General features: G+C 50.2%; 24 protein-coding genes. 8 read left to right on the top strand and 16 right to left on the bottom strand.

Going from position 1 to position 26659, the window contains the following annotated elements; all coding sequences use genetic code 11:
• Window positions 1-3 precede the first annotated feature (3 nt).
• Both LPA26_RS09030 and LPA26_RS09025 read right to left on the bottom strand, forming a co-directional pair.
• The gene (locus LPA26_RS09030; RefSeq protein WP_229008046.1) at window positions 4-624 is read right to left on the bottom strand and encodes an NTP transferase domain-containing protein; all 621 of its coding nucleotides are present in this window, start codon (window positions 622-624) and stop codon (window positions 4-6) included.
• Between the two features lie 85 nt (window positions 625-709).
• Window positions 710-1720, bottom strand: a complete 1011-nt coding sequence (locus LPA26_RS09025) for a serine protease (protein WP_229008045.1) — start codon at window positions 1718-1720, stop codon at window positions 710-712.
• A gap of 218 nt (window positions 1721-1938) precedes the next feature.
• On the opposite strand from LPA26_RS09025, the gene LPA26_RS09020 reads away from it, so the two are divergent.
• Together LPA26_RS09020 and sbmA are read left to right on the top strand one after the other, a co-directional pair.
• Entirely contained in the window at window positions 1939-2286 is a 348-nt protein-coding gene (locus LPA26_RS09020; protein WP_229008044.1) for a hypothetical protein, read from the top strand.
• A gap of 147 nt (window positions 2287-2433) precedes the next feature.
• Window positions 2434-3660, top strand: coding sequence for a peptide antibiotic transporter SbmA (gene sbmA, locus LPA26_RS09015; RefSeq protein ID WP_229008043.1), 1227 nt, complete (start codon window positions 2434-2436; stop codon window positions 3658-3660).
• A 1132-nt stretch (window positions 3661-4792) separates the two neighbouring features.
• On the opposite strand, the gene LPA26_RS09010 is transcribed toward sbmA, so the two are convergent.
• Window positions 4793-6955 (bottom strand): EAL domain-containing protein, encoded by a 2163-nt coding sequence (locus LPA26_RS09010; RefSeq protein WP_229008042.1) that lies wholly within the window; start codon window positions 6953-6955, stop codon window positions 4793-4795.
• Window positions 6955-9540 (bottom strand): chemotaxis protein CheW, encoded by a 2586-nt coding sequence (locus LPA26_RS09005; RefSeq protein ID WP_229008041.1) that lies wholly within the window; start codon window positions 9538-9540, stop codon window positions 6955-6957. The genes LPA26_RS09010 and LPA26_RS09005 overlap by 1 nt, the downstream gene beginning before the upstream one ends.
• Before the next feature lie 352 nt (window positions 9541-9892).
• On the opposite strand from LPA26_RS09005, the gene LPA26_RS09000 reads away from it, so the two are divergent.
• Window positions 9893-10348 (top strand): DUF2721 domain-containing protein, encoded by a 456-nt coding sequence (locus LPA26_RS09000; protein ID WP_055868929.1) that lies wholly within the window; start codon window positions 9893-9895, stop codon window positions 10346-10348.
• A gap of 35 nt (window positions 10349-10383) precedes the next feature.
• On the opposite strand, the gene LPA26_RS08995 is transcribed toward LPA26_RS09000, so the two are convergent.
• Window positions 10384-11526 (bottom strand): HPP family protein, encoded by a 1143-nt coding sequence (locus LPA26_RS08995; protein WP_229008040.1) that lies wholly within the window; start codon window positions 11524-11526, stop codon window positions 10384-10386.
• 229 nt (window positions 11527-11755) lie between these two features.
• On the opposite strand from LPA26_RS08995, the gene LPA26_RS08990 reads away from it, so the two are divergent.
• From LPA26_RS08990 to cobC, 4 genes are all read left to right on the top strand, one after another.
• The gene (locus LPA26_RS08990) at window positions 11756-13216 is read left to right on the top strand and encodes a DegQ family serine endoprotease (protein ID WP_370634354.1); all 1461 of its coding nucleotides are present in this window, start codon (window positions 11756-11758) and stop codon (window positions 13214-13216) included.
• Between the two features lie 108 nt (window positions 13217-13324).
• A complete protein-coding gene (cobT, locus tag LPA26_RS08985; RefSeq protein ID WP_229008038.1) occupies window positions 13325-14371 on the top strand; it encodes a nicotinate-nucleotide--dimethylbenzimidazole phosphoribosyltransferase in 1047 nt (348 codons plus the stop codon).
• On the top strand, window positions 14368-15165 hold the full coding sequence (locus tag LPA26_RS08980; RefSeq protein ID WP_229008037.1) for an adenosylcobinamide-GDP ribazoletransferase: 798 nt from the start codon (window positions 14368-14370) through the stop codon (window positions 15163-15165). Before cobT ends, LPA26_RS08980 begins: the two co-directional genes overlap by 4 nt.
• Complete coding sequence (cobC, locus tag LPA26_RS08975) at window positions 15162-15731, top strand: alpha-ribazole phosphatase (protein ID WP_229008036.1); 570 nt, start codon at window positions 15162-15164, stop codon at window positions 15729-15731. The genes LPA26_RS08980 and cobC overlap by 4 nt, the downstream gene beginning before the upstream one ends.
• Here the strand turns inward: cobC and cobD are convergent.
• Both cobD and cbiB read right to left on the bottom strand, forming a co-directional pair.
• The gene (gene cobD, locus LPA26_RS08970) at window positions 15721-16713 is read right to left on the bottom strand and encodes a threonine-phosphate decarboxylase CobD (RefSeq protein ID WP_229008035.1); all 993 of its coding nucleotides are present in this window, start codon (window positions 16711-16713) and stop codon (window positions 15721-15723) included. The genes cobC and cobD overlap by 11 nt on opposite strands.
• Entirely contained in the window at window positions 16706-17653 is a 948-nt protein-coding gene (cbiB, locus tag LPA26_RS08965; RefSeq protein ID WP_229008034.1) for an adenosylcobinamide-phosphate synthase CbiB, read from the bottom strand. Before cbiB ends, cobD begins: the two co-directional genes overlap by 8 nt.
• 2 nt (window positions 17654-17655) lie before the next feature.
• On the opposite strand from cbiB, the gene LPA26_RS08960 reads away from it, so the two are divergent.
• Window positions 17656-19107, top strand: a complete 1452-nt coding sequence (locus LPA26_RS08960; protein ID WP_229008348.1) for a cobyric acid synthase — start codon at window positions 17656-17658, stop codon at window positions 19105-19107.
• Here the strand turns inward: LPA26_RS08960 and LPA26_RS08955 are convergent.
• The 9 genes from LPA26_RS08955 to LPA26_RS08915 form a co-directional block, all read right to left on the bottom strand.
• Window positions 19104-19322, bottom strand: a complete 219-nt coding sequence (locus LPA26_RS08955) for an RNA-binding S4 domain-containing protein (protein WP_055830208.1) — start codon at window positions 19320-19322, stop codon at window positions 19104-19106. The two genes, LPA26_RS08960 and LPA26_RS08955, sit on opposite strands and share 4 nt — an antisense overlap.
• A 39-nt stretch (window positions 19323-19361) precedes the next feature.
• Window positions 19362-20186, bottom strand: a complete 825-nt coding sequence (locus tag LPA26_RS08950) for a DUF4198 domain-containing protein (RefSeq protein WP_229008033.1) — start codon at window positions 20184-20186, stop codon at window positions 19362-19364.
• 16 nt (window positions 20187-20202) lie between these two features.
• The gene (cobU, locus tag LPA26_RS08945; protein ID WP_229008032.1) at window positions 20203-20727 is read right to left on the bottom strand and encodes a bifunctional adenosylcobinamide kinase/adenosylcobinamide-phosphate guanylyltransferase; all 525 of its coding nucleotides are present in this window, start codon (window positions 20725-20727) and stop codon (window positions 20203-20205) included.
• Entirely contained in the window at window positions 20724-21530 is an 807-nt protein-coding gene (locus tag LPA26_RS08940; RefSeq protein ID WP_229008031.1) for a cobalamin-binding protein, read from the bottom strand. Before LPA26_RS08940 ends, cobU begins: the two co-directional genes overlap by 4 nt.
• Window positions 21527-22198 carry a 5,6-dimethylbenzimidazole synthase gene (gene bluB / locus LPA26_RS08935; RefSeq protein WP_229008030.1) on the bottom strand — a complete coding sequence of 224 codons (672 nt, stop codon included), beginning with the start codon at window positions 22196-22198 and terminating at the stop codon, window positions 21527-21529. Before bluB ends, LPA26_RS08940 begins: the two co-directional genes overlap by 4 nt.
• Window positions 22195-23478 carry a cobyrinate a,c-diamide synthase gene (locus tag LPA26_RS08930; protein ID WP_229008029.1) on the bottom strand — a complete coding sequence of 428 codons (1284 nt, stop codon included), beginning with the start codon at window positions 23476-23478 and terminating at the stop codon, window positions 22195-22197. The genes bluB and LPA26_RS08930 overlap by 4 nt, the downstream gene beginning before the upstream one ends.
• Entirely contained in the window at window positions 23478-24086 is a 609-nt protein-coding gene (gene cobO / locus LPA26_RS08925) for a cob(I)yrinic acid a,c-diamide adenosyltransferase (protein WP_229008028.1), read from the bottom strand. The genes LPA26_RS08930 and cobO overlap by 1 nt, the downstream gene beginning before the upstream one ends.
• 9 nt (window positions 24087-24095) lie before the next feature.
• Entirely contained in the window at window positions 24096-24665 is a 570-nt protein-coding gene (locus LPA26_RS08920) for a hypothetical protein (RefSeq protein WP_229008027.1), read from the bottom strand.
• Between the two features lie 91 nt (window positions 24666-24756).
• Window positions 24757-26610 (bottom strand): TonB-dependent receptor domain-containing protein, encoded by a 1854-nt coding sequence (locus LPA26_RS08915; RefSeq protein ID WP_229008026.1) that lies wholly within the window; start codon window positions 26608-26610, stop codon window positions 24757-24759.
• Between the last annotated feature and the right edge of the window lie 49 nt (window positions 26611-26659).

The raw sequence follows: 26659 nt of genomic DNA, 5'->3' as shown, positions 1-26659 counted from the left end.
CATTCAAGCCTGACCAGGCAGATCAGCCAGGGTATCTATGTCGCGCAAAATGCCTTCATCAGCACAAGCCAGTAACATTATCTCATTTTGATGGGCGCGCAGAATTTCTCGTGCGCCCTGATCGCCTTGAATCGCCAGCAATTCATTCTTAAACCGCTGCGAGAAACCTACCGGATGTCCTGGTTTACCATTAAAAACGGGTTGCACAATGGCGGCTGTCGCTAATTGATTCGCAATTTTTGTGATGGTGTGTGGCTGGATAAAAGGCATATCGGCCAGAGTGATTACAAGGCCGGAAGCTTGAGGAAATTTGGAGTGTGCGGCCAGTACACCCAGTTTAAGATTTTCAGCCATCTCTGCATTTTGATGCTTGCTCAGCGCTACATGGTAACCAATTGCCGCTAACATGTTTTGCAAAGCCAGGTTTTCTTCACGCACTACCGCTACCGAATGCGGTAACGCTTGCAGCAGCGCCTGTGCAGAAGCTTCAGCTACTGTTAGTCCGTTATTGAGTTTATGCAGTAATTTATCGTGCTCACCAAACCGGCGCGAAAAACCAGCCGCCAGCAAAATGCCCACCATGCCGGAATGAGCGGCGGCTTCAGTCGTATCTTTCTTATCCATTATTAAACCTTACCATTGTTGGCCATCTGATGGGAGCCACTAGATAAGAATGCTGTTTTACATGGCGTAAGAATGAAAGTGCTTGTTAATTCGTTTGCTTGAGCTTTGTGATTTGCTGTGCAATCAGCTCACCCTGCGCCTGGTCCAGTGACGAGACAGCGGGTTGCAATAACTCCAGCGCATTGAGGTTTTTCTGCACAAAGGCAATTCGCGACAATGCCAGCATGGCATCCAGGTCGCGCGCATTGATGGCATAGGCTTTTTTGAAATCTTTTTCGGCTTGTGCCAGCTCCAATAACCCTTCTTGAGCCAGTCCTAAAAAATACCAGGCATCTGCCGATTCCGGTTCTTTTATGGTCCACTGGCTGGCAATGGTTTTTAAGTTTGCCCATTCCTCATTCTGGTAAGGAATCACCACTTGCATGAAAAAAGGCCTTTCTGCCATAGGCAATGCCCAGAAAGGTACTTCCATCGTTTTCAATGACACTACATCCGGCGTTTCCATCAACTCTTTAATCCACTCTACCGGTAAGCTATAGAAAAAGGCGTGATGACCAGGGCTTTTGAAAGTAGTCAGGCCGATTAAATTGAAATTCTGGTCAAACAGGGCACCACCGCTGGAGCCCATCGCAAAAGAGGCACTAGAACGCACAATCTGGCTGCCATCATAAGGGTAAATACCTTTGATCGTCCCGTAAGAAGGTTGCGGCACCGGCGAACCAGCGGGGAAACTTAAGGTAAATACTTCTTCTTCATATTTAAGCGTTTTGCTCTCGCGCATTGGCACCGGTTTGAAAGGGAGCGGAGTAAATTTAAGCAGACATAAATCACGACGCCAATTGGCTTTCAATCCGGTTGGCTGATAACCATCCCGAAATTTGGCGATATTGGCACCATTGCTATTGGCAATCACATGGCAATTGGTGGCGACATATTCAGGGCTTACAACCACACCTGAACCACGGCCATTAGACCCACCCGGCATATCGGTAGTGACCATCACGATTGAGTGTCCTAACTCCAGTGTATCCACTATATCCGGCTGGGCTTGCGCACCGTTAATATTCAAGCCGATAGTCAAACAAAAAAGCGCCATGATTGGTTTCATGCAAGTCCCCGTTTTCCGATGAATGCTACCTATAAGTCTTGCTATGACTACTTTATTAAGTAAACGTTTTGCTGGTGCGTATTAAATTGTGAATTCTAAGTGCAGTGTAAGGGAATTCTTACAGGCAAATCGGACTTATCCTTCTTAAGACTACAACTATGCCCCTCTACCATTTCACTTCAAGTAATAAATAAGAGTTATTCAAGATGCACAATTCAAAATCCTACATGATTCCGAAGATGATTTTTGCCAACGTTCTGGCCGTTATTATGATGACGTTTGAAGGCCACGCACCGGCGGAAATAAATGAAAAACCGCAAAAAGTGATTGGTGATCAACCTAGCCGTACTGGCAGTGTTCAAGCCGATGGCTTGATGAAGGTTGCCGATAACAGCCAAAATGAAGCCATTGAAACTCAGGTTGAAAAAAAACCTGCAGTGGCCAAAAAACGTATGCACAATACCCGTCACGCGAACGCAAAAACACCTCGCATACAGTTGGTGAAGGCAAAATCAGCACCGGTTGATTGTTGCTTCCGCGGATATCGTAGCTAGCAAAAGTGAATTTAATTGATCCTCCAAAAGCCTCCTTGCGAGGCTTTTTTCTTGTCAGTGTTTGTTATAAAAGCTTTTGAAGGTCATTCTTCTTGCGGCTAACTGTCAGAGGCAATACACTGGCAAAAAATCCATAAAGAAAACACCATGTTCAAATCCTTTTTCCCTGATTCCCGCTGGTTCTGGCCTTCTGTCATTTTATGGTCAGTGATTTGCTGCGGAGTATGGTTCGAGTTTTCCACCGCGATTGGCACCGCTGTTGGCCTGGATATGACTGAAAAAGAGCCGGTGATTGGGCTAGGGCACTTTGTCACCGATTCATTTAAGCTGTTTTATGTCCATTATGCGGTCAGTGTAGCCATCTTTGCCCTGGTCTGGTTCACCTTGAAACCGAGCCGCTGGCAATGGTGGTCGATTCTTGGTTCTGCGTTTATCCTGTTTTCTACCTACTATTCAGTGCAGGTATCAGTGGCGATCAACAACTGGCGCCGGCCGTTCTTTGATGGCGTGCAAGCTGCATTGTCGCCGAATTCAAAAGTCACTACCGCTGAACTGTATACGCTGATGTTGCAGTTTGCCGAGATTGCGTTCGTCGCAATTTTTATTTATGTCATTACGCGTTTCTTTGTCAGTCACTATATTTTCCGCTGGCGTACGGCGATGAATGAGTTTTACGTAAGCCAATGGCCGCAAGTGCGCAAAATTGAAGGTGCTTCACAACGTGTGCAGGAAGACACCATGCGCTTCGCCACTATTATGGAAGGCCTGGGCGTATCCATGGTGGAGGCCATTATGACGCTGGTGGCTTTTTTGCCGGTATTGTGGAGCCTGTCATCATACGTGAGTGAGTTGCCAGTGTTTGGGGCGGTGCCTGCGCCGCTGTTTACCGCTGCAATTGCCTGGTCAGTATTCGGAACGCTGCTGCTGGCGGCAGTCGGGATTAAATTGCCGGGCCTGGAGTTCAGGAATCAGCGGGTGGAAGCGGCTTACCGTAAGGAGTTGGTCTATGGTGAAGATAACGCTGAGCGTGCACAGCCAGAGACATTGAAATCGTTGTTCCTGGATGTGCGTAACAACTACTTCCGATTGTATTTCCACTATATGTATTTTAACGTTGCCCGCAGCCTATATCTGCAGGCGGATAATATATTTGCTTACCTTATTCTGGTGCCGACCATTGCGGCTGGCAAAATTACATTTGGTATTTTGCAGCAGATCCTGACAGCGTTTTCGCAAGTCAGTAATTCTTTCCAGTATCTGGTGAATTCGTGGACGACGATTGTTGAGTTGTTATCGGTGTATAAACGGTTGACGGCGTTTGAAGCGGCGATCAAGAATGAGGCATTGCCGGAGATTGAGCTGACGAATTCATGATGTAGAAACCCGCGTTCACTGCAATAGGTCTCAATTCTGGCAGGAGTATTACCAGGGGTTTCACAGGGCAACTCTGTGCCAGCGGAACTACTGCCTATGCAGAAGCCGGCGCGCTTTATAACAGTTCGTCATTCTGGCGAAGGCCGGAATCCAGGCAAGGTTAATGTTTAGCTTGGTCACTTCAAGTGAGCAGGTATTAAACTTCCTGTAGGTTTTAATCGGTATTTCTTTGGATTATTCATCATTCCATTTCGCCCCTAGGCGAGTTACTTTTCTTTGCTTGCCCAAAGAATAAGTAACCAAAAGAAAGGGCACCCTAGCTTCCGCTTTTATCCTGCATTGCTCATCACCGTGGGCGTCCAACGAAACTCGCCCTGACAAGCCACACACAACGTGGCTTGTTGCGGAACTCAAACAGACGCTGGCCGAAGGCTCCCACGCTGATTGCGCTACTCGGCGCGTCAGATAGGGCCCGTTAAAACCACACGCCTTTAGTTACGTGAGACTCGCCACATTAATTCCCGCTCAACCGTTGGAAATTAAACAAACCTAAAAATCAAAAAGCAAAACAACGAAATTGCTCACTGGGTTTAATTTTAGAAATAAAACATTCACTAAGCGCCCTCAATACAAAAAATTCATCCGACCTTTCATCGTGGTGGGTTTAAAACGGGCCCCTATCTGACGCGCCGAGTAGCGCAGACAAAACAAGAGATAAGGGAGCGTTTGTTTGAGTCCCGCAGCAGCTCACGATGTGTGTGAGCTGCCAGGTCGAGTTTCGCGACCGCTTTTTTTGACGAGCAACGCAGGATACAAGCGGAAGCTAGGGTGCATTTCTTTTGGTTACGTTTTCTTTGGGCAAACAAAGAAAAGTAACTCGCCTAGAGGCGAAAAAGAATGGCGAAATGGAATACTTAACCCTCCAAGAAATACCGATTAGAACTTCACCGCAAGTGCATCACTTGTTCTCTTATGGAACCAAGCTAAATATTAACCTTGCCTAGATTCCGGCCTTCGCCGGAATGACGAGCTGCTGCAGCGCGCACCATTCGCGCAGAAGTCAGTCTTTGCGCAGGCCTGCTAGCTGATACAACGCAGCTACCTCAGCTAAATAACACAATAATGGCCAGTCTCACCTGGCCACTCTCTGCATATGATCAAACTTCGGCTGTTGCTCCCGCATAAACTCTGTCAAAGCCTCTTCCGATAACGGTCGGCTGTAATAATAACCTTGCCCGACATCGCAGCCGCTATGTAGCAGAAACCGGTGCTGGTATTCTGTTTCTATCCCTTCTGCCGTGACCGATTTATGCAAGCTTTTGCCCAGGTTAATCAGCGCCAGCAGAATATTGCCGTTGGTCACGCTTTGCTCAAGGTCTTGCACAAAAGCTTTGTCGATTTTCAGTTCATCAATCGGATAGTTTTTGAGGTATGCCATGTTGGAATAGCCAATGCCAAAATCATCAATCGCGATACATACACCCAATCGTTTTAACTGCTCAAGCGTGCGCGTAAACATGGCTTCATCTTTGAATCTTGCATTTTCTGTGACTTCAAGCGTCAATAAGTGAGGCGGTACCCTTTCCTGGCGTAACACTCTTTGCACAGTTTCGACCAGGTTACCGCGCAAGAACTGTATCGGGGATACATTCACTGCAATAGGGACCAGGTAACCCCATTCAGTCTGCATGGATTTAATTTTCTGGCAGGCGGTTTGCAGCACCCATTCACCAATCGCAAAAATGTGCCCGGTTTCTTCCGCTACCGGGATAAATTCGTCTGGCGGGATCAATCCCTTTTCAGGATGCTGCCAGCGGATTAACGCTTCCAGGGCACTGATATTGCCATGCTGCATATTGAGTTGTGGCTGGTAATACAACATCAGTTCACCGCGCTGCAAAGCATGGCCGAGACCATATTCAATTTCGTTGCGCTCACCAAGCTGTTTCGCCAGGGTGCCGCTGAACATCTGCACTTTATTTTTGCCGGCATTTTTGGCGCTATAGAGTGCCGAGTCTGCGCAACTGAGCAGGGTGTCTATATCTTTGGCATGGTCGGGGTAAATACTGACGCCGACACTGCAGGTCATGTTAAACACGTAGTCGCCAATTTCAATTGGCAGCGAGATCGCTTCCATCACACGTGCCAATAATGGCTCGGCATCTTCGCCATCACGTAAACCGGGGTAAAGCATGACAAATTCATCGCCACCAAAACGTACAATCGCGTCACTGGGACGCGTGCTCTGTATCAGCCGTTGCGCAACATTTTCCAGCATTTTATCGCCGGCGCGATGTCCGAGGGTGTCATTAATCAGCTTGAAGTGGTCGAGGTCAATAAATGCAATCGCGATTTTGCGTTGCATTTTATCGGCTTCGGCAATCAGGCTGGCGAGTTTGCCGCTGAAGGCATGGCGATTGAGCAAGCCAGTCAATTTGTCGGTAACGGCTAACTGGTGAATTTGCTGTTCATGATTTCGGCGGTCAGTAATGTCTTCTACTGTACCTTCGTAATACAGGATATTGCCAACGGTGTCATACACCGCGTGTGCATTCTCTGAGATCCAGATCGCTTCGCCGTTGTGCCGGTAAACCTCGGATTCAAAGTTTTGCACGCGGCCATAAGTGCTGATGGCCTGAGTGAATTCACTACGGCGGCTTTCCGCAACATACAGCTGGGTACTGATATTGTTGAGGTCGCTGATCAGGTCGGCGGCAGATGCGTATCCATACAGGTTGGCCAATGCCTGGTTGGCATTCAGGTAAGTGCCGGATTCTGTAGTCTGGAACATGCCCAATGTTGAATTATCAAACATGGAGCGGTATTTTTGCTCGGTGCTGAATAGCGCCTGTTCAATCCTTTTGCGACTGCTGATATCCTGGATAATGCCTTCTAGCGCTACCGGCTCGCCATCCTCGTCAAACACACCGCTACCGCGTTCAGCCACCCAGACAAAGTCGCCGCTGGCCCGTACAATACGATACTCCAGTTGAAATCGTTCGCGTTTTTCCAGGGCTTCGGCGATGGTGATCCGCACCCTGTCACGATCATCAGGATGCGTCATGCTTTCATAAGAAATATCCTTATTGAGCAATAACTGAGGCGGTGTATAGCCAGTCAGCGTCTCGCAGCCTTTGCTGACATAGATCATGGTCCAGCTGTCGTCATACAGGCAACGGTAAATCATGCCATCCAGGTTATCCAGCAGCGTATCCAGCAGCCTTTGCTGTTGCGCAGTGAGTAAGGAGTCCATGATGTCGTTTTGCATAATGCCGAGTATGGTTTGGCTGTTCATCAGACAAACACCTGTTCTTCCTGCCTCAGGCTGCGTACGGTGAGCGCCTTGTCCCATAAACTTTGCGGGGAGACCAAAGTCAGCATGCTGTTCTGCGCAATGTTGGCAATCGCGATGCCGGGGTTATGGCTGACGCCTTTAAACAGCGAGGTCAGTGGCTGAATCTGGTTGGGCGAGAGATAAGGGATTTCCCCCAGAGCCGAGACGAATACGCCAAATTTCAGCGAAGAGGTTTTATCTTCTATCACGATAATTTGGCGGTACTCGGTAGAGTAATGCGGGTGGCCCAGCATGCGCGCCAGGTCAATGACCGGGATTACCTCGTCACCGTAAGCATGCATGCCGGCAATAAACGGTGCCGCCTCCGGTAGCGTGCGTAACTGGCCTTCGTCAATCGCCTCACGTACAAAACTGGTTTCAATGCCCATCCATGTGTCGGCCACGTAGAAAGTGGCGTATTCCTGAGATTCTTTGCCGGACTGCAAGAACAGGTTGGGATTAAATTTGTTATGGATCACTTCCGATTCCGCGCGTATGCGTTGATTAATCTCATCCACTTTACCCAGTGGTGTAAAAATCAGCGCAATTACCTTGTTGCGATAGTTGTCTTTTGCGCCTTTATATTCGCGATAACCATAAGAGGCATGCGCACCAACGGCATAATAGGTATTGTGGTAAATGGCGATATCAAACAATTGCTCGCCTTCTTTCAGTTTGTCTATGGCAGGCATGAGTTCGAAATTATCACCAACCATAATTTCCTGATACGTGCTGGAAATTACGCTGAGCTGGTCATTCACAAACACGGTAAAACTTCCTGCAACCGGCGCATCATCACTATCGCGCGGCACCACATCTTTTAACATGGCCTGGAATTGTGGCGTGCTATCAAACACAATCGCTATGCCACCAACAATGCTGTTGTTATCCAGATGCCGGATCGGTGCGGCATAAATGTAAGTAAACTGGTCGTTGTATAAAGACGTTTTTTCAAAGGCGGAAACCACATAATCCTGCGTCGACAAGCAGCTACGCGTTCGGCCCACCCATTCATCTTGCAACTGCGTGCCAAGCAGATGCTCATAGTGGCGATTTGAAACAGCCATGACCTCGCCCTGGCGGTCAAACACAATCAGGTTATCATACACGGTATACAGGCTATTGATATAGCGCAGGGTGTCGGAGATCTTGCGCTGATCATCCTTGGTCACCTGGTTTTGGCCTAGCAACTCCCTGAAACTGTGAGTCAGTGCCCACCAGCGGACATCGTTGGCGCGCTCATACAGGTTGCGGTCCATGATATCCACCGCCATTTGTGCGCAAAAACTGGAGTTTTCCAGCATTACTGAGACCACGGTCTGGTATAGCTCAGAGACCATCTGCTCAATAATCTGCTGTGTTTTATGGCCGGTATTGCTGATCTCGCACAGCAGGGTTTTGGAGAAGTTTTTCTGCTGGGTATCCACATAGTTGCTTTGCCAGATATTGCCGTTCCACACCGACTGGTTAAGTTTGCTCTGGATACTGGCCGCCTGTTTCGGAATATTCAGCAGGCTGTCCGAGAAAATCAGCGGGCTGCGCATCACCTTGCGCAGGGTTTCGCCATCAATGTGCGCCACCATTTCATGCATACTATGGCGGAACGCATACTCCAGCGGAATCATGGCCTGGCCTAACCAGCCTGGCCCCAAATACCCTTGGTAGCCTTCTGAATGTTTGGTCACGCACAAATATTCACGGCCGGAGAAGCGGCTGATAAACCAGTCTTGGTCTGGCTCGGCACAGATTTTTGCACCCAGTGGAATCTGGTAAACATCGCTGGAGGCAATCACATTGCGCTCTTCATCCAGCAGGATGCCTATGGTCCAGTCATGTTCGGGAATCAGGTTGTGGAAAATCGTATCCAGTTCATTCACAAACTTGAAGCTCAGGCATAACACTCCCAGGGATCTTTTGTCATCCTTGCTACGCACTTCGTGTGCATAAACAAGTGATTTGTAGGTGCTGCCGTTAATCACCGTTTCGTAAAAACGCTCGATGTACGGCTCTGAAGATTGCTGAGCCAGCGCCACGATAGGGTGGAAATGATCAAGTATGGTCTGGCTGGCATCCAGTTGGTGAATCAGTTGCCCCTGGCTGTCGAACAGCACGATATTCTCGTATACGGTGTATTTTTTCTGGTATTCCTCAAAGCGGAAGCAAATCGCATCGTGTTCCTCATCGGTCATTGTGCCTTGCATATAGTGCGATAAATAATCTCGCACATCATCATCGGTTGCAAAAAAACCAATGTCCGCCGTACGCTCAAACAGGTTGCGTACCAGCAGGTTGATAATTTCAAACGCTTTGGAAGATAGCTGTGCCGCTGTTTTGCGTAAGGTCTCCTGTGATAAATGCTGCAGTACATCGTTAGAAATCGTATTAAACGCACTGCGGGTATGCTCCATTTCGGACCCGGTGCCGGAAAGCTGGGCCATTAATGCAAGACTGTCCCAGGCGTGTTGAAGCTGGTAAATTCGTGAGCGAAAATCATTAACTTGTTTGAAATGGCTGGTGAGATCATCGGTAAGGGGCTGCTTGTACATGAAACACTTTCAAAAAAACATCGAATATCCGATGCTTCTACAGCAAGAAAGGGACCTGAAACCGCGATGAAATTGAGCGAATAAGCAGTTAAAACGACCGTTTTTCTTTGCTTCAGCTCTGAAAATACGGGATTTTTCACATATGTTAGTATTCGATAGAGCCTACAATAGACCTTTATTGCGGTTTTCCAATCGTGGTTGCACTTTCATGGGGCGATAACTCCCCCTATTGGTGCAGAAATATAGCAATAAATGTAAAAATTCGTAGGGAAAGTTTATCTCCAATACGGGCGTAAGAACTGCTTATGGGAGAAGGAAGAGCCCTCTATTTTTGAAAGGAAAAATAAACTTCATGATTGGCAGCGCATTTGAGATTCATAATGTCTCTGGAGCCATCCGCGATGCAGTAGCACCGGTGTTTTTGCTTACTGGTATCGGCTCTATCCTGGGTGTACTGATCGGCAGGCTGGGACGCTCGATTGATCGTGCAAGATTTCTGACCGATGCACCAGAAGAAAAAAGAGAACGCTTTAAGGATGAATTGAAGATTATCGTACGAAGGACCAAATGGCTGCGCCGGGCGATAGGCTTGGCAACCTTTGCCGCGCTGTGTATTTGCGTCTCGATTGCCAGCATGTTTCTGTCAGTGGAGACCGGCTTGCGCCTGTCACATCTGGTGATGATTTCTTTTATTATCTCAATGGCTTCGCTGATATTGTCCTTGCTATGTTTTTTGCGGGAGATCGTTCTGGCCTCACGCGAAGTGATCGTGCCATACAAGCAAATGGAAAAGTCGAAGATACTGTAATGTAACTAGACTGCTAGCTTAAAGTGAGGAATAGCCTAACGATATAGCGCGCGAATAATATCTGTCTGAGTGAGGATACCCACCAGCTTATTATGCTGGTCAACAACTGGCACCAGTTGTAGATGATGGCTGGTGATCAGCGGGATGGTATGCATGAGGTGCATATTTTCCAGAATAGTAATCACCGGAGTGGCCATGATCTGGCCGACTACTTCCGGTTTGCTGCTATGGGTGGTCGGTGACCAGCGGATCAGCTTTTTAAGTGCCGGTGCCACCTCGTTAAATTTTTCGGGTTTGGCGTGCTGCATAAAGTCCGCCACACTCAATAAGCCAATCACCAGGTTGGCTTTATTCACCACCGGGATGGCCGGCTCAGATTGTTGCAACAATGTTTGCCAGGCATCTTCTAATGTATCGCCAAACTGTAAGGTATCTGTCACCGGACGCATCACATGCCGGCACTCAATTTCTTCCAGTTTGCGGTGATAGGCAATCAGCTCGGTTTGTTGCAGCAGTGCCTGCAAGCTGTCCGGACTGATATCCAGTACTTCATGAAATTGCCCTAACGCTGCCTGTAAGTCTTCCTGCCGGAAACCGAACTGGTAATTCATGTGCTCGGGCCCAGCAGGCTTAGTATCGATTTGCAGCGCAGGGTAGCGGTAGCCAGTCAGGGTATGGTAAAGCCAGGCGGACAATACCAGTAAAGCGCTATTTGCCAGTACCGGCCACAAAATAAATGTATACCCCAGCTGATAAACTGTTTCACCACCAAGCACTGCGGTCAATGCCACCGCGCCGCTTGGTGGATGCAGGCAACGCAAGGCAAACATCATGGCAATCGATGACAGCATTGCCAGGGCAGCGGCATAGGCGATATGGGCCGGCAATAAATGGGCAAAGAAAACGCCACAGAGTGCCGCCACCGTATTGCCCGCTAGAATCGCCCACGGCTGGGCAAGCGGGCTGGATGGCAAACAGAACAGGATGACTGCCGAAGCCCCCATAGGAGCGATCAGGAAAATAGCGGTGAGCCAGTCACCCGGTAAAGCAGCATGGGCCATCAGGCCAGTGCCTAAAATGCCTAAGCCGGCACCGAATGCGGCACGTGCGTGATCACGCAGCGAGCCAGTGACAGGACGAGGCCAGTAGGGTTTCAAAAACGCGGGGATAGCAGGCATGAGCGAATACGACACTGCGAGTGCATAATGAAAGTTGGCAGTGTATCACGCGCACGGCCTGTGACAGCCGCGCGAGGCCATGTTTGCAAATCCAGATCGTGATACATGAGGATACAAATTCCCGGAAACTTCGCAGCGAATTTTTTGCTCTTACGCACAGAAAGTGTTTTTAGTTATTTATCCAAACACTCAAACTAAGCAAAAAATAAGTCTGAAAGGAATCAAATTTATGCAGGCATTTATGCAATCAAAACTCACTCATTGGGTCAGCGTACCACTGGCTATTGCAGCGCTGTTTGGTGCTGGCTATTGGGTAAAAGGCAATACGCTGGTGAATCATGCGGAGGCCACCTCACAGGTTGCCGCGAAAACCATCTCTAGCCCTAGCGCATACATTACCTTGCCAAATTTCGCCACCATTGCCGATAGCCAGGGCGCCGCAGTGGTGAATATCAGCGTTACCGGTACCGTTAAAACCAGTGGCATCCCGGGCATGGATCCGAATGATCCCATGTATGAATTTTTCCGCCGTTTCCAGCCTAATCAGCCACAAACCGAAACACCTATGAGCGGCATGGGTTCTGGCTTTATTGTGAAGCCGGAAGGCGTAATCCTGACCAATGCGCATGTGGTTGACAAGGCCGATGAAGTAATCGTCAGGTTGACTGATAAACGTGAATTCAAAGCCAAGGTCATTGGTGTCGATAAACTGACCGATGTGGCCGTACTGAAAATTGATGGCAAAGACTTGCCTACCGTCAAAATCGGCAGCACTAAAAACAGTCATGTCGGCGATTGGGTAGTGGCGATTGGCTCTCCATTCGGCTTCGACAATACCGTCACTGCCGGCATTATCTCGGCCAAATCCCGCGCTTTGCCGGATGAAGGCTACGTCCCGTTTTTGCAGACGGATGTGGCGATCAACCCCGGTAACTCAGGCGGCCCGCTGTTTAATCTGAATGGTGAGGTGATTGGTATTAACTCGCAAATCTACAGCCGCAGTGGCGGTTACCAAGGTTTGTCATTTGCTATTCCTATCGATGTCGCCATGGGTATTGAGCAACAATTGCTGGATAAAGGCAAAGTCAGCCGCGGCCGACTTGGGGTAGGTGTGCAGTCTATCAACCAGGACCTCGCGACTTCATTCGGCCTGAAAACCAACAGCGGTGCGCTGGTCAGCAATGTTGAGAAAAATGGTCCGGCCGATAAAGCCGGGTTGGAGCCTGGGGACGTGATCCTGAAATTCAATAATCAGGTGATAGACCGCTCCAGTGACCTGCCGCCAATGGTGGCAAATATTGTGCCTGGTAGCACGGTCAAGATGGAAGTCTGGCGTAAAAAACAACTCAAAACCCTGAGTGTGCGTGTGGATGAAATGCAAACTGCCAAAGCTGCTCCATTGATTGCACCTGACAATAAACAGGCCAAGCTTGGTGTCAGTGTGCGCCCGCTAACTTCGCAAGAACTGGCGCAAGTGCAAGTCAAGCAAGGCCTGCTGGTAGAGGAAGTCGGCAAAGGTCCTGCTGCCAATGCGGGCATCCAGCCGGGTGATGTGATTCTTGCAGTGAACGGTGACCAGGTCACCAGCGTGACGCAACTGCATGAAAAATTACTGCCGAACAGCAAAAATATTGCACTACTGGTCATGCGTGGTGACAACAAGATTTATGTGCCGGTGAAGATTAGCTAAGTTGAATATTGCCATCCCTCTCTCAGCCCCGCCAACGCGGGGCTTTTTTATGCTGGATGCCAACGCGTCTATCTGACAGGCGGATATTTCATCGGGTAGAATAACTGCATGCAAACATTCCAGATTGAATCGACAAAAAACGAAACGCTGCAAGCTGCGCTCATACAGAAGATCAACCAGAAAACCAAACCGTTAGGTGCGCTTGGGCGGCTGGAAACGTTGGCTTTGCAACTTGGGCTGATCCAGGAAACTGAACATCCGGCTTTGCAACAGCAAACCATGCTGGTGTTTGCCGGTGACCATGGCATTGTGGCCGAAGGCGTTAGCCCGTATCCACAAGCGGTGACGGCACAAATGGTGCTGAACTTCCTGAATGGTGGCGCCGCAATCAATGTTTTCGCGCGCCAGCATGACTTTCAGTTGCATGTGGTGGATAGCGGCGTCAATGCGGTTTTTGAACCGCATCCGATGCTGATTGATGCCAAGCTCGGCATGGGAACGTTGAGTTTCCTGCAACATCCGGCGATGACTGGTGAAGAGGCTGCGCAAGCCATTGCCCGCGGCGCTGAAATCGCCCGTGATGCGATTTCCGAAGGCTGCAATGTATTGGCCCTCGGCGAGATGGGGATAGGGAATACATCCAGTGCCAGTTGCCTGATGAGTGTATTGTGCAGTTTTCCTTTGCATCAATGTGTAGGCCGTGGCACCGGCCTCAGCGATAAAGGCCTGGATCATAAACTATCGGTGCTGACCAACGCATTGCAAAAGCATCATGTCGATGCCAGAGACCCTTTGCAGGTGCTGGCAGTTTTTGGCGGATTCGAAATCGCCATGATGGTCGGCGCCTTGCTCGCAGCAGCTGAAGCACGAGTCACGTTGCTGATTGATGGCTTTATTGCAACTTCTGCACTCTTAGTTGCTGCCAAACTTTATCCGCAAGTGCTGGATTATTGCGTGTTTGCGCACTGCTCGGATGAAAACGGTCACGGCAAGATGCTGGAACACCTAAAAGTGCAGCCATTGCTGCATTTGTCATTGCGCTTGGGCGAAGGGACCGGCGCCGTGCTGGCGTATCCCTTGTTACAGTCTGCGGTGGCTTTCCTCAATGAAATGGCCAGCTTTGAAAGTGCTGGCGTCAGCAGGAAAAGCCAGTGAACTGGAAATTGCAATGGCGCTATTTCCAGCTGGCAATCGGTTTTTTTACCCGTTTGCCAGTGCCAACCTTGCCCGACTTCCAGGAAGCTGAATTAAACCACGCCGCGCGTTATTTCCCGCTGGTTGGCTTATTGGTTGGCCTGATTGCCGCCATTGTGTGGTGGCTGTCGTCGTTACTCTTCCCGCCCGCCATCGCGGTGTTGGCCAGTATGGCCGCCAGCATTTACCTGACGGGTGCTTTTCACGAAGATGGCCTAGCTGACAGTGCGGATGGGTTAGGTGGCGGGTTAACCCGTGCCCGCAAACTGGAAATCATGCAGGATTCGCGCCTGGGTAGTTACGGCGCCATTGCGCTGATCGGTATGCTGGTATTCAAATTTCAGGCACTGGTTGCATTACCTGCAGCAGTATTACCATTTGCGCTGATTGCCGCACACACCTCAAGCCGCCTGGCAGCGGTATATCTGATGGCGAACATGACCTATGTCCGTACTGCCGGAAAATCCAAACCACTCGCCACCAGCCCAACGCGCAATGATCTCTGGTGGGCCAGCATATTCGGCTTGTGGATATGGGTCGGCTTTGCCGCACTGTTATGGCTGAATCATTCCGGGCTGGCTTCCTTGCAGTTTTTATTGCTGACTGAATTGCCGGTGGTCCTGGTTTGGTGGTGGTGGCGGGCCTTATTGGCAAGACATCTGCAAGGTTATACCGGTGATACCCTGGGTGCCATGCAGCAGCTGACTGAACTGGCTTTTTACCTTGGCTTACTGGCCTGGAGCCGATTAATATGAAACTTACATTGATCCGCCACACGCGCCTGCAAGTACCTGACGGTGTGTGTTACGGGCATAGTGATATTGATGTGTCAGCCAGTTTTATGGATGAACTGGAGCGGTTGCAAAACAAATTATCCGGTGAGCAGTTTGATGCCGTATACGCCAGCCCGTTGCAAAGGTGCAGCAAACTTGCACATGCACTTGGGTTTGATTACCAGATTGTGCACGACGACCGCCTCAAAGAACTGCATTTTGGCGACTGGGAAATGCTGGCCTGGAGCGATATTCCGCGTGAATTGTTTGATGTATGGGCGCAAAATTATGCTGATCTGGCGCCGCCGAATGGCGAAACATTTGCTGCATTGCAACAGCGCGGCATCGCCTTTATTGATGAGTGCTTACAGAATCATGTGAACCAGCATATCCTGGTGGTTACACATGGCGGGATGATACGTGCCCTGATTGCGCACGCATTGAATATGCAACTCAAAGGGCTGTTCAGGTTCCAGGTCGATCATGCCAGCGTGACGCGGATAGATTTTTCAGGCACGGTACCGAGAATTGAGTTTGTTAATCGGTAATTCTCACACTCGCCTTGGCCAGTGCTTGTTCCAGCCTGGGCCACTCGGTTACTGGCGGCAACCCAAATCGTAATGCCTGCGGCGACGCAAAGTAACGCGTCCAGACGCCTTCTTGTGCAAAGGCATCCTGCAGCTGATGGCTCGCAGGATGCTGGACATATTGAAATAAATCTGTACCGCCAACCGGATTAAATCCGTATTGACTAAGCAATTGCAGTAACCGCCTGGATTGCGCAGGCAAGTGTGCACGCATGTCTTGCTGCCAGTCAGTATCTTCCAGCGCTATCTGTGCGATATGACCGCTAGCGCCAGCGATTGTCCATGGCCCGAGTAAAGATTCAACCTGCGCCAGCGCGACGGGTTCCCCCATCAAAAAACCTACCCTTAGCCCCGCCAGCCCGAAAAATTTGCCTAGCGAGCGCAATATCCATAATCCTGGCTGACCGCTATGACTGGCGATGCTTGATTGCGGTGTGGTATCCATAAACGCTTCATCAACCACCAGCCAGCCGCCACGCGTAGCCAATTGCGCATGCCAGTCTAAAAGCATATTAACCGGATACAACTGACCGGTTGGATTGTTAGGATTACATAGCAGCAGTACGTCAGCTGTGCTCAGGAGATCGCTATCCGGTTGCTGCTCAAAAAATTGCACATCATGACCGGCACGTTGCCAGGCATGTGCATGTTCCTGATACATGGTGCGCGGCATGGCAACCCGGCAAGCCGGACGCAATGAGGGCAACACCTGCAATGCGGCCTGCGAACCTGCGCATGGCAGAATATGTGTCGCTCCATAATAGCGACGGGCAGCTGTTTGTAAGCCGTCATCCGTGGCTGGCAAGCGCTGGAATAGCTCAGGCGCCAGAGCTGGGATCGGAAAGTGCTGCGGGTTAATACCGGTCGATAAATCCAGCCAGTCGTTCACCGGTATGCCATATTTGACTGCCGCTTGCAGCAGGTTGCCGCCATGTTCAAGCATAAGCGATAGCTCCAATCAGCACGGCGATTGCCAGCCAGGAATATAGTCCGGCACTTACCAAGCGTAATGCACGAGGGATATCCTCTAAAGTTGCTTGTTTATCAGTCCCCAATGCGGGACGTTCATGCCAGACACCATGATAGCGGGCACGCCCGCCGAGGGCGACATCCAGTGCGCCAGCGCCGGCAGACATCACCGGTCCGGCATTCGGGCTATCCCATTGTTTAGCTTGAGTGCGCCAGGCATGCAATGCTTTTTTTGTACTGCCCAGTAGTGCGTAGGTGAGTGCCGTCAAACGGGCAGGGATGTAGTTCAAAACGTCATCCAGCCGCGCTGCGGCCCAGCCAAAATAATAGTACTGGCTGGTTTTATAGCCCCACATGGCATCCAGCGTATTTGCCAGCCGGTATAACAATGCACCAGGCCCACCTGCCACCAGAAACCAGAATAATGCCGCAAACACGCCATCACTGCCGTTTTCTAGCACCGATTCCAAAGTTGCAGACACAGGTTCAATCGCTTCTTTGTCGCGGCTGACCATATAGGAAGCCGCGAGTTGCGCTTGTTGAAAATTGTTATTTTTCAGCGCCGAATACACTGCCAATGCATGTTGCCGCAAACTTTTATGGCCCAAGGCAAAGTACAGCAAATAGCCATGTACCAGCCAGCCCACATTGGACTGCGTTAGCAGGAAGGCGAAATAGGAGATTGGCAAAACAGCAATTATCCATGCCAATAAACCAACCACACGTTGCGAAGTGTTAGGTTGAGATGCCACTGGATTGAAACGGTTGCTTAAATAATTGGCGATGCGGCCAAACCCAACCAGCGGATGCCAGCGCTCAGGTTCTCCCAGCCAGCGATCAAGCGCAACCGCGCCGCAGGCAAGCATCGCGAGTATGAGATAATCGGCGGATGGATAAACAGGCAGTAAAAACATTAATGGTTCAGGGCACCACGTCGGATGCCGGTAAAAGTACGCTGGTGGCCGGATTGTGCCGGGTATTGTACCGCAGCGGGGTAGCTGTCGTCCCTTTCAAGCCGCAAAACATGGCGCTGAATGCCGCGGTGACTGAAGACGGTGGCGAGATTGGCCGCGCGCAGGCAGTGCAGGCGATGGCTGCCGGATTGCAGCCGCATACCGATATGAATCCCGTGCTGCTTAAACCTAATTCTGATACCGGTTGCCAGGTAATTATTCACGGCCGGGTGCAGGGTAACCAGGAAGCGAGCACTTACCACGAATATAAAAAAGTCGCCATGCAGGCAATGCTGCAATCTTATCAACGCCTACAACAGCAATATGATTTCGTGATGGTGGAAGGGGCGGGTAGCCCGGCAGAAATCAACTTGCGCGCCAACGATATTGCCAATATGGGGTTTGCCGAAGCGGTGGATTGCCCGGTGATCCTGGTGGCGGATATTGATAAAGGCGGTGTATTTGCGCACCTGGTCGGCACCCTGGCTTTACTGTCCGGGAGCGAGCAGGCCAGGGTCGCTGGTTTTGTGATTAATAAATTCCGTGGTGATATTGCTTTGCTACAACCGGGGCTGGATTGGCTGGAGCAACGCACCGGTAAACCGGTGATTGGCGTGTTGCCTTATATGCACGATTTGCATCTGGAAGCGGAAGATGCGGTTGCCAGTAGCAACGCTAGAAAAACGGATATTCAGCTCACCATTATCGTGCCGGTGCTGCCACATATCGCCAACCATACCGACTTTGATGCGCTGCGTTTGCACCCACAAGTAGATTTGAAGTTCGTGCGCTTGAATGAGCCTGTACCTGCTGCCGATTTAATTATTCTTCCCGGCAGCAAAAATGTGCGTGGCGATTTGGCCGCGCTGCGTGAGTATAGCTGGGAGCCTGTCATTGAAAGGCATTTGCGTTATGGCGGTAAGTTGCTGGGGATTTGCGGCGGTTTCCAGATGCTTGGCCAGCAATTACATGATCCGATAGGGATTGAAGGTGAGGCGGGTAGCAGTGCCGGGTTTGGCTGGCTGGAGATGGAAACCACGCTTGAAGCGCACAAGCAGCTGAAACAGGTGTCAGGAAAACTGACTTTTGCCGATGCTGAAATGCAGGGTTATGAAATCCATATGGGCGTGAGTATTGGGTCAGCTTTAGAGCGACCCGTACATTTGATCAGCAATCAGGCTGAAGGTGCGCTCTCAGAAGATGGCCAGATAGCGGGAAGTTATATCCATGGCCTGTTTGACCATCCGCAGGCCTGTGCAGCCTGGTTGCAGTGGGCAGGATTATCGAATCAGGTCGCTTACGATTATACGAAATTACGCGAACAAAGCCTGGAGCGGTTGGCAGACAGTTTGTGTAAAAACCTCAACTGGGCTGCACTCGCCCCGTTTTTGCCTGCAGGCTTCGTGCCGAATTAACCGGCAACCACGTTAATGGTCTGCTCAAACGCCTGCACAACTTGGCCGGCGCGGATCTTGGCGGTTTTCCGACGCTCGATCTGACCATCCACTGAAATCAAGCCTTCGGCTACCATAGACTTACCCTGGCCACCGCTGTCGGCCACACCTTCCAGTTTCAGCAAATCACAGAGCGCAATATATTCACCTTTGAGTTGAAAAGTCGTGGTTGTCATAAGGATGTTTTCCGGTGTGAGTGAGTTAAAGAGATTAAGTTAAGGCTTTTTCGGTGCTTCTGCCGGTAAATTTACTTCCAGCGTCAACGAAGCATTCTGGCTTTCCCACAGATTTTCGTTCAGCTGGTGATGGACGGTCACAAACAGGAAATTCAACCCTGCTTTTGTGGGTTTAAAAGTGAACTCACCTTGCTGGTTTGCATGAATGTTCGACTCCCGCACATTATCGAGGTCGTAAAGATCTTCAACCCGGTGCCTGATAAAATGTTCGTTATCAGTGACCACGATAATACGTGCGTTGCTGACGGGTTTGCCATCTTCCAAAATGCGGAATGAACCCTCGCTACCTGGTACCAGGCCATTTGGCGAAGTTAATGGAATAATTTCCAGGCCTTTGTTAAATGGTTTTGCCTGGTATTTCTGTTGACCCTTGAAAATATATGTATCTGCATAGCTGTAGTAATTCATCGTTGTTGGCTTGCCAGTCACGCGTTTCATATCCGCTGCAAAATACAGTTTTTTATCCGCCGTCTCTACTGCTTTGTAGATCGGGCCTACCCGTTGGCCTGTGCTGATACGGTAAGTGCCTTCTTCTTTTAATTCCGGTTCCAGGTACACCGCTGCCTTGGTTTTGGCGATTGGCCTGATGGCTGTGGAAACGCCATCAGGGCCGGTAATGGTGAAGTTTGGCGAATCCATGGCAAAGTCTGCCTGGAAAGGAAACTCGGTAAATGCAGATTCAATCGTCAGGCGGTGATGCGTGACATTGAACTGGTTAGGCTTTAAAAATGGCACATGTGCTTCGGCGGTGAGTGCTGCCAGTATTGTGAGCAGAGCGCTGGTCAGCAGAGAGAACTTTTTCATGAATTTTCCTTTATGGTTATTTGAGTTTTAAAGGCAGGCCTGCCGCAACGAAACTGACCTGGTTGGCGATGGCAGCAATATCCTGGTTCAAGCGGCCCTGTTCATCCTGGAACTGGCGGTTGATTTCACCCAGCGGCACAATACCCATGCCGACTTCGTTGCTGACTAACAATACGTGTGCCTGTAGCTGGGGCAACGCCGTCAGCAACGCCTGCTTTTCCGCCTGCCAATCCAGCCGCTCTGGTTTGTCGCAATCCGGGCAAATGCATTGCGCCAGCCACAAGGTCAGGCAATCGACAATCAGGCAGGTTTCCGGCGCATCGTTATCCAGCAGTGTCTGGCCCAGGTTAAATGGCGCTTCCACCAAGGCCCAATAGGGCGGCCGGCGCTCTTTGTGATGCGCCACCCGTTTGGCAAATTCATCGTCATAAACCTGCGCGGTGGCGATATAGGTAACCGGTAATTCCAGCGCAGAAGCCAAACGTTCTGCATACGCACTCTTGCCGCTGCGCGCACCACCCAGAATCAAATGTGTACTCATAACAACCTCCCGGTTTGCTGTTGCCAGTGTTGAATAATGTTTTGCAATTGCACCAGTCCCTCAGTAAACAGGGCGGGTCCGGGTTGCAGGATATCCACTGATTTTATTTCATACAAATGGCCGTGCTGAACCGCGGGTATGGTTTGCCAACCTGTACGGGCCTTCACCTTTTCCGGCTGGAATTTCTTGCCGCACCAGGAACCGATGATGATGTCCGGTTGCGCTGCGACCACCTGTTCTGCATTGACCTGGCGATCGCGTGCGTTGTGAAAACGGCTCAGCTCCGGAAAACAATCCTGCCCGCCAGCTGCGGTTATCAGCTCCGCTGCCCAGCGGATACTGCACATCATGGGCTCATCCCACTCTTCAAAATAGATAGTTGGTTTGCGTGACCAGGTGGCAGCCCGGTTACGAGAGGCATCCAGCAACGCCTGATATTGCGTGACCAACATTTGTGCCTTTTCGCTGGCGCCGACCAGGTCACCCACGGTCAGTATCATTTGCAAGGTTTCATCCAGGCTACGCTGGTTAAATACATGTACCTGGCAGCCGGCTTTGATCAGCGAGGCAGCAATGTCTGCCTGCAAGTTGGAAAAACAAAGCACCAGGTCAGGATCCAGCGCCAGAATCTTGTCGATATTGGCACTGGTAAAACCGCTGATCTTTGGTTTTTCTTTCCTGGCGATTGCCGGACGGGTAGTGAAGCCTGAGATGCCAACAATGCGGTCCTGCTCACCCAGCAGATAGAGTACTTCTACCGTTTCCGTGGTCAGGCATACGATGCGTTGCGGCCAGTGACTCATGGCTGTTGCGTATCCTTATTCCAGCCATTTTCCATCAGCATCTCGGACAAAGGTTTTTCCGTTGCCCAGCCTTCTTCCACCAGCATGGGTGATTTGTAAAAGGTATTCACATAACCCAGGCATAAAATTGCAACCGGTTTTGCATCATGTGGCATGCCCAGTAACGAAGCCAGCGCCTGCGGATCAAACAGGCTGACCCAGCCCATGCCTATGCCTTCGGCGCGCGCGGCCAGCCACAGGTTCTGGATCGCACAACTGACAGAAGCCAGGTCCATTTCCGGTAAGGTACGGCGGCCAAAAACGTATTTCTCACGCTGGTCACATAGTGTCGCGACCAGTAACTCTCCACAGTCCAGAATACCTTCTACTTTCAACCGCATAAATTCGGCCATGCGCGCCGTATTTTCGACTTCACCTATGGCTTGCGCAGTCAGTTTGCGCTCTTCATCAACCAGTGTGTGGATACGTTTGCGCAACTCAACATCACTGATACGGATAAACCGCCATGGTTGCATCAGGCCAACGCTAGGTGCATGATGCGCTGCTTGCAGAAGTTTTTGCAATAATTCCGGAGCGATAGGCGTAGGCAAAAAATGCCGCATATCGCGCCGTTCGGCAATCACTTTGTAGATCGCCGCTTTATCATTTTCAGGATAGGCAAAACTCATGGCAGGAAAAACTGCGCGGCCAGCGCCGGGTTAGACGGGAAATAAAAATGCAAAAAACTGGCGGTGATGTTTTGATCACGGTAGATCGCTTCGCCCGTGCCATATCGGCCTTTGCCGTGTGCAATCGCCGGCAGGTCAGTCTCGAAACGCCCATAGTGAAAAGTATGTGCGCCTATGGTACTGGTGCCATTTTCATTTGGCAACGTCGCATGTTGCGTGCCCAGGCCTTGCCGTTTGCTTTCAATGTTGCCGTGACCTTTTAATAACCCAAAAACCGGGCGGCCATCCAGACTTTCGCCTAATGACAACATGCCACCACACTCTGCCAGCATGGGTATGCCAGCTGCCGCAGCCGCCTGCATGCTGTCGCGCATGCCGGTATTGTTTTCAATTTTTTCCAGATGCAATTCAGGGTAACCGCCAGGCAGCCAATAGGCATCTGCCACTGGTAATTGCACGTCTGTTAACGGAGAGAAGAATGTAATGCTTGCACCCAACGCTCGCAGCAGATCCAGGTTGGCCTGGTAGATAAAACAGAAGGCAGCATCTTTAGCGACGGCAATTGTTTTGCCTTGCAAAAGTAGCTCGTCAGAATCGTTTTCTGGCGCATCAAAACTCACAGTTGGCGGCAGCGGAATTTCTTGCCCCAATAATTGCGCGGCGGCTTCTATGCGCTGATCAATATCGTTGATTTCCTGTGCCAGATGCAAACCCAAATGGCGTTCGGGCAGGCTTAATTGATCGTTATATGGCATGGCACCTAGCCACGGAATATCGGCAGGCAATGCTTCTCTGATCATGCGTGCATGGCCTTCACTGCCTATCTGGTTCGCAATGACGCCTGCGCGTTGCAAGCCAGGGCGGAATGCATACAAGCCATACGCGACCGCAGCGAACGTTTGTGCCATGGCTTTAGCGTTGACTACCAGCCCCACCGGGATGCCAAAACACTCGGCGATATCGGCGCAGGAAGGGTTGCCGTCGTACAGCCCCATCACACCTTCCAGCACGATCACATCATTTTCCTGCGCGGCTTTATAAAGCAAACGATGCGCATCTTGTTCGCCACACATCCCTAAGTCAAGGTTGTAAACCGGTTTTCCGGTGGCAACTTCGAGGATCATGCCGTCAATAAAATCCGGTCCGCATTTGAATGCCTGCACGCGCAAGCCGCGATTACGGTAAGCACGAGTCAATGCCGCTGTGGTCATGGTTTTACCTTGTCCCGACGCGGGTGCCGCCATCAGCATGGCATGGCAGGTTGCAGCTTGGGATTGCATTACAAATCTATTCCAGCCTGGGCTTTAACGCCTAAACGCCAGGCATGCTTGACGTCCATCAGTTCGCTCACCGTATCGGCAGCGTTTCGTAATGCTTCTGAGGCACCACGGCCGGTGATGACCACATGCTGCATGGGCGGGCGGTTGGCAATGGCATCCAGTACCATTTGCTCATCCAGGTAGCCATATTTGAAGGTGTAGGTCAGTTCGTCGAGCACCACTAATTGAATCGCCGGATCTTGCAGCATGCCAGCGACAATTTGCCAGCCGCGCATAGCGGTGTCGGTATCACGCTGGCGGTCTTGCGTGTTCCAGGTAAAACCTTCGCCCAGCACATGCCAGCTCACTAATGGATGTTCGCGGAAAAAGGCTTCTTCTCCGGTATCAGACCTGCCTTTGATGAATTGGGCGACACCGACACGCATGCCGTGGCCGAGTGAACGGGCAACCATGCCAAAGGCGGAAGAGCTTTTGCCTTTGCCATTACCGGTGAGGATCAGCAGCACGCCTTTCTCAACCTTGGCCTGCTCGATCTTTTCATCAATGACCGCCTTTTTTCTTATCATGCGCGCCTTGTGGCGGCTGTCGCGGTCATTGGTTTCCGTCATATTTAAGACTTAAGCTTTTTCTTGAATAGAGCGTTTGGCCAGGCCAAAAACTACGTGCGCAATCAAGGCAACTACTACCCAGAACGCAATGGCTTCCAGCTGTTTTGGATAGTATTTCACCAGACGTGTGCCAAATTCCATCAGGTTTGGGTTGGCGTAACGGCCACCGAAGAAGTAGAAACCGCCGCTGGAAAACAATTCTGCAATAGCTGACGCCACCACAACCACACCTGCAAGTTTGAACAGGCTGCTGAATTCCCAGCTGGTATTGTCCGCCGTCCAGCGACCTGCCAGCCACATGGTGCCATAGGCTGGCAGCAAAAAGCCGTAAGCCGGTGTCACGCAGAAATTGCTGACGCCACCCCAGGTCACTGCCGCTAAATCAAGCCCAACACACAAAGCCAGCAGGGCAACGAACATAATGGTAGAACGCAGATAGTAGCCAGCAATGAAGAAAGCTGCATACGAAGCGCTAGGCAAAAAGTCGATGGACGCGAAATGATGGCCGCGCGTCACAATGACCATCAGTGCAATGACCAATGCGATTGCCAGAGATTGAGTTGAAATTTTACGTGGCATGCCAACGACTCCCAAAATTTTATTAAATTAACTAGGGGTGGATTTTAGCCCAATTCCATCTGGCTTGGTCAAAATCCAACCGTAGCAAACATTACTTCATGTCATAACTCAGGCTGACGAATACATTGGTGCCCATGGTGTTGTAGTCGATATTGCCTGGGGCAATCGCTAATACATAGTTTTTGTCTAAGATGTTGTTAGCACGCGCTTGCAAACGCCAATGAGGATCGATTTGATAAGCCAAAGTAGAATTTAACAAGGCGTAGCCGCTCATAGGAACGCGATTGGCCGTATCGTTGTAACGCTCAGATGAAGCACTTAGCTCACTAGACCAATCCCATGCACCGTTTTTATATTGCAGTACTAAGTTGCCAAAACTCTGGGCGCGTCTTATCAGCAGGTTGTCAGTTGCATCGACGCGTGGAGACTGCAAAGTTAAATTACCGGACAGAAACCAGTTCTCTGCTAATGCCAGACTGCTCTCCAATGTCATGCCCTGAATTTCTATTTTGCCAGCATTGACGGCACAGCTTGGAAAGCCAGTTGGACAGTCTGTCGTTGCATTCTGGATAAAGTTGCGGATGTGGTTATCAAATACGGTAAATTTCGCCTGTAATTGTTGACCCTGGTAGCGCAAGCTGGCCTCAATATTGTCAGCTTTTTCTGAGGGTAAGTTAGGATTCCCAAAATTGTTGGCATACAGTTGGTTGAAAGTAGGCGCCCTGAAAGAAGAGCCATACTGTGTCGTGAATTGCCAGGCCGGTGAGAAAGCATAGCCATAGCCAATACCACCAGTCGTGTAATTGCCGAATTGACTGTTGTGGTCTTCGCGCAATGAAAGTTGAGTGCTATGTGCGTCAAACTTGCCAACATAGCCAAGTACAAAAGCGTCATTGCTACGACTTCTCTCTAGCGTTCGTCTGCCTGTGTTTTCGGTTAATACTTCTTGCTCCAGCCTGTCATATGCAAAGGTGAGTGTGCCATTGGATAGTTTGTAATCATGTTGCCAAGAGAGTTGGCGTTGTTCAGTCTCAATATTATTGTTTGTCGCTGCGTTGAGTACACTAAATGACTGGTCGCGGCCTATGCTGTATTGGACCTTACTGTTCCAGTGATCAGTCAATGCATTCCTCAGTGTCAGGCCATAGCCTTGCTGGTAACGTTCTAAATAATTGCCGATAAAGGTGCTATCGTATTGGTTTTTGCCTTTGCTTTCCAGGTAGTTCAAGCCTAGTGAATGGCCAGGCGCAAACTCGAGGTCGGCATATGCTGTACCACTGAAGTTGTTATATCCATCGCGGTCTTTTTCGGCGACAGCAGTTGGGCGCTTTTTCGCACTAATCCCACGAGTATCGTAGTTACTCACCTGCGCACCGAATTTTAAGGCTTGATAGGCCGTGTCAAAACCTGCATTTCCGCTGTAAGCATCGTAACTCCCTGCGCCTGCACTGGCGTAAAGATGGGTGTTATTAGTTTTTCCTCGTTTGGTGAAAATCTGGATCACACCGCCAATTGCATCCGAGCCATACAGACTGGAAGCTGGTCCGCGTAAAATTTCGATACGGTCTATCAATGCCAGCGGGATATTTTCAAACGCGGTGGTGCCGGTTGTGCCCGAGTTGATGCGTACGCCATCGACTAACACGATCAACTGGTTATCGTTGGTGCCACGTAATCCAATATTGCTGCTAGTCCCCATGCCGCCATTGGTATAAATTTCTACGCCGGGCTGCAGTCTTAACAAATCTGCGATAGAGCCACCGCGTAGCCGGTTGATTTCTTCACTTTCAATCACGGTGATATCACCAGTGACGGTTTTAGTTGATTGTAAAGTCCTGCTGGCAGTGACCACGACTTCGTCCATATCAGGGGTTGCCAGCGTTTCTGCTGCAAATAGGCTATGAGGTAGAATTGCCATTAGCACGAAGAATGTTGTTTTTTTCATAAAATTTAATCCGTTAATTACTTTTGCTTGAGTGTATGTAGTGTAGTAA

The sequence above is a fragment of the Methylophilus sp. Leaf408 genome, assembly GCF_916856905.1.
In the GTDB taxonomy this organism is placed as follows: Bacteria; Pseudomonadota; Gammaproteobacteria; order Burkholderiales; family Methylophilaceae; genus Methylophilus.
This window is presented reverse-complemented; position numbering and strand designations above follow the sequence as displayed.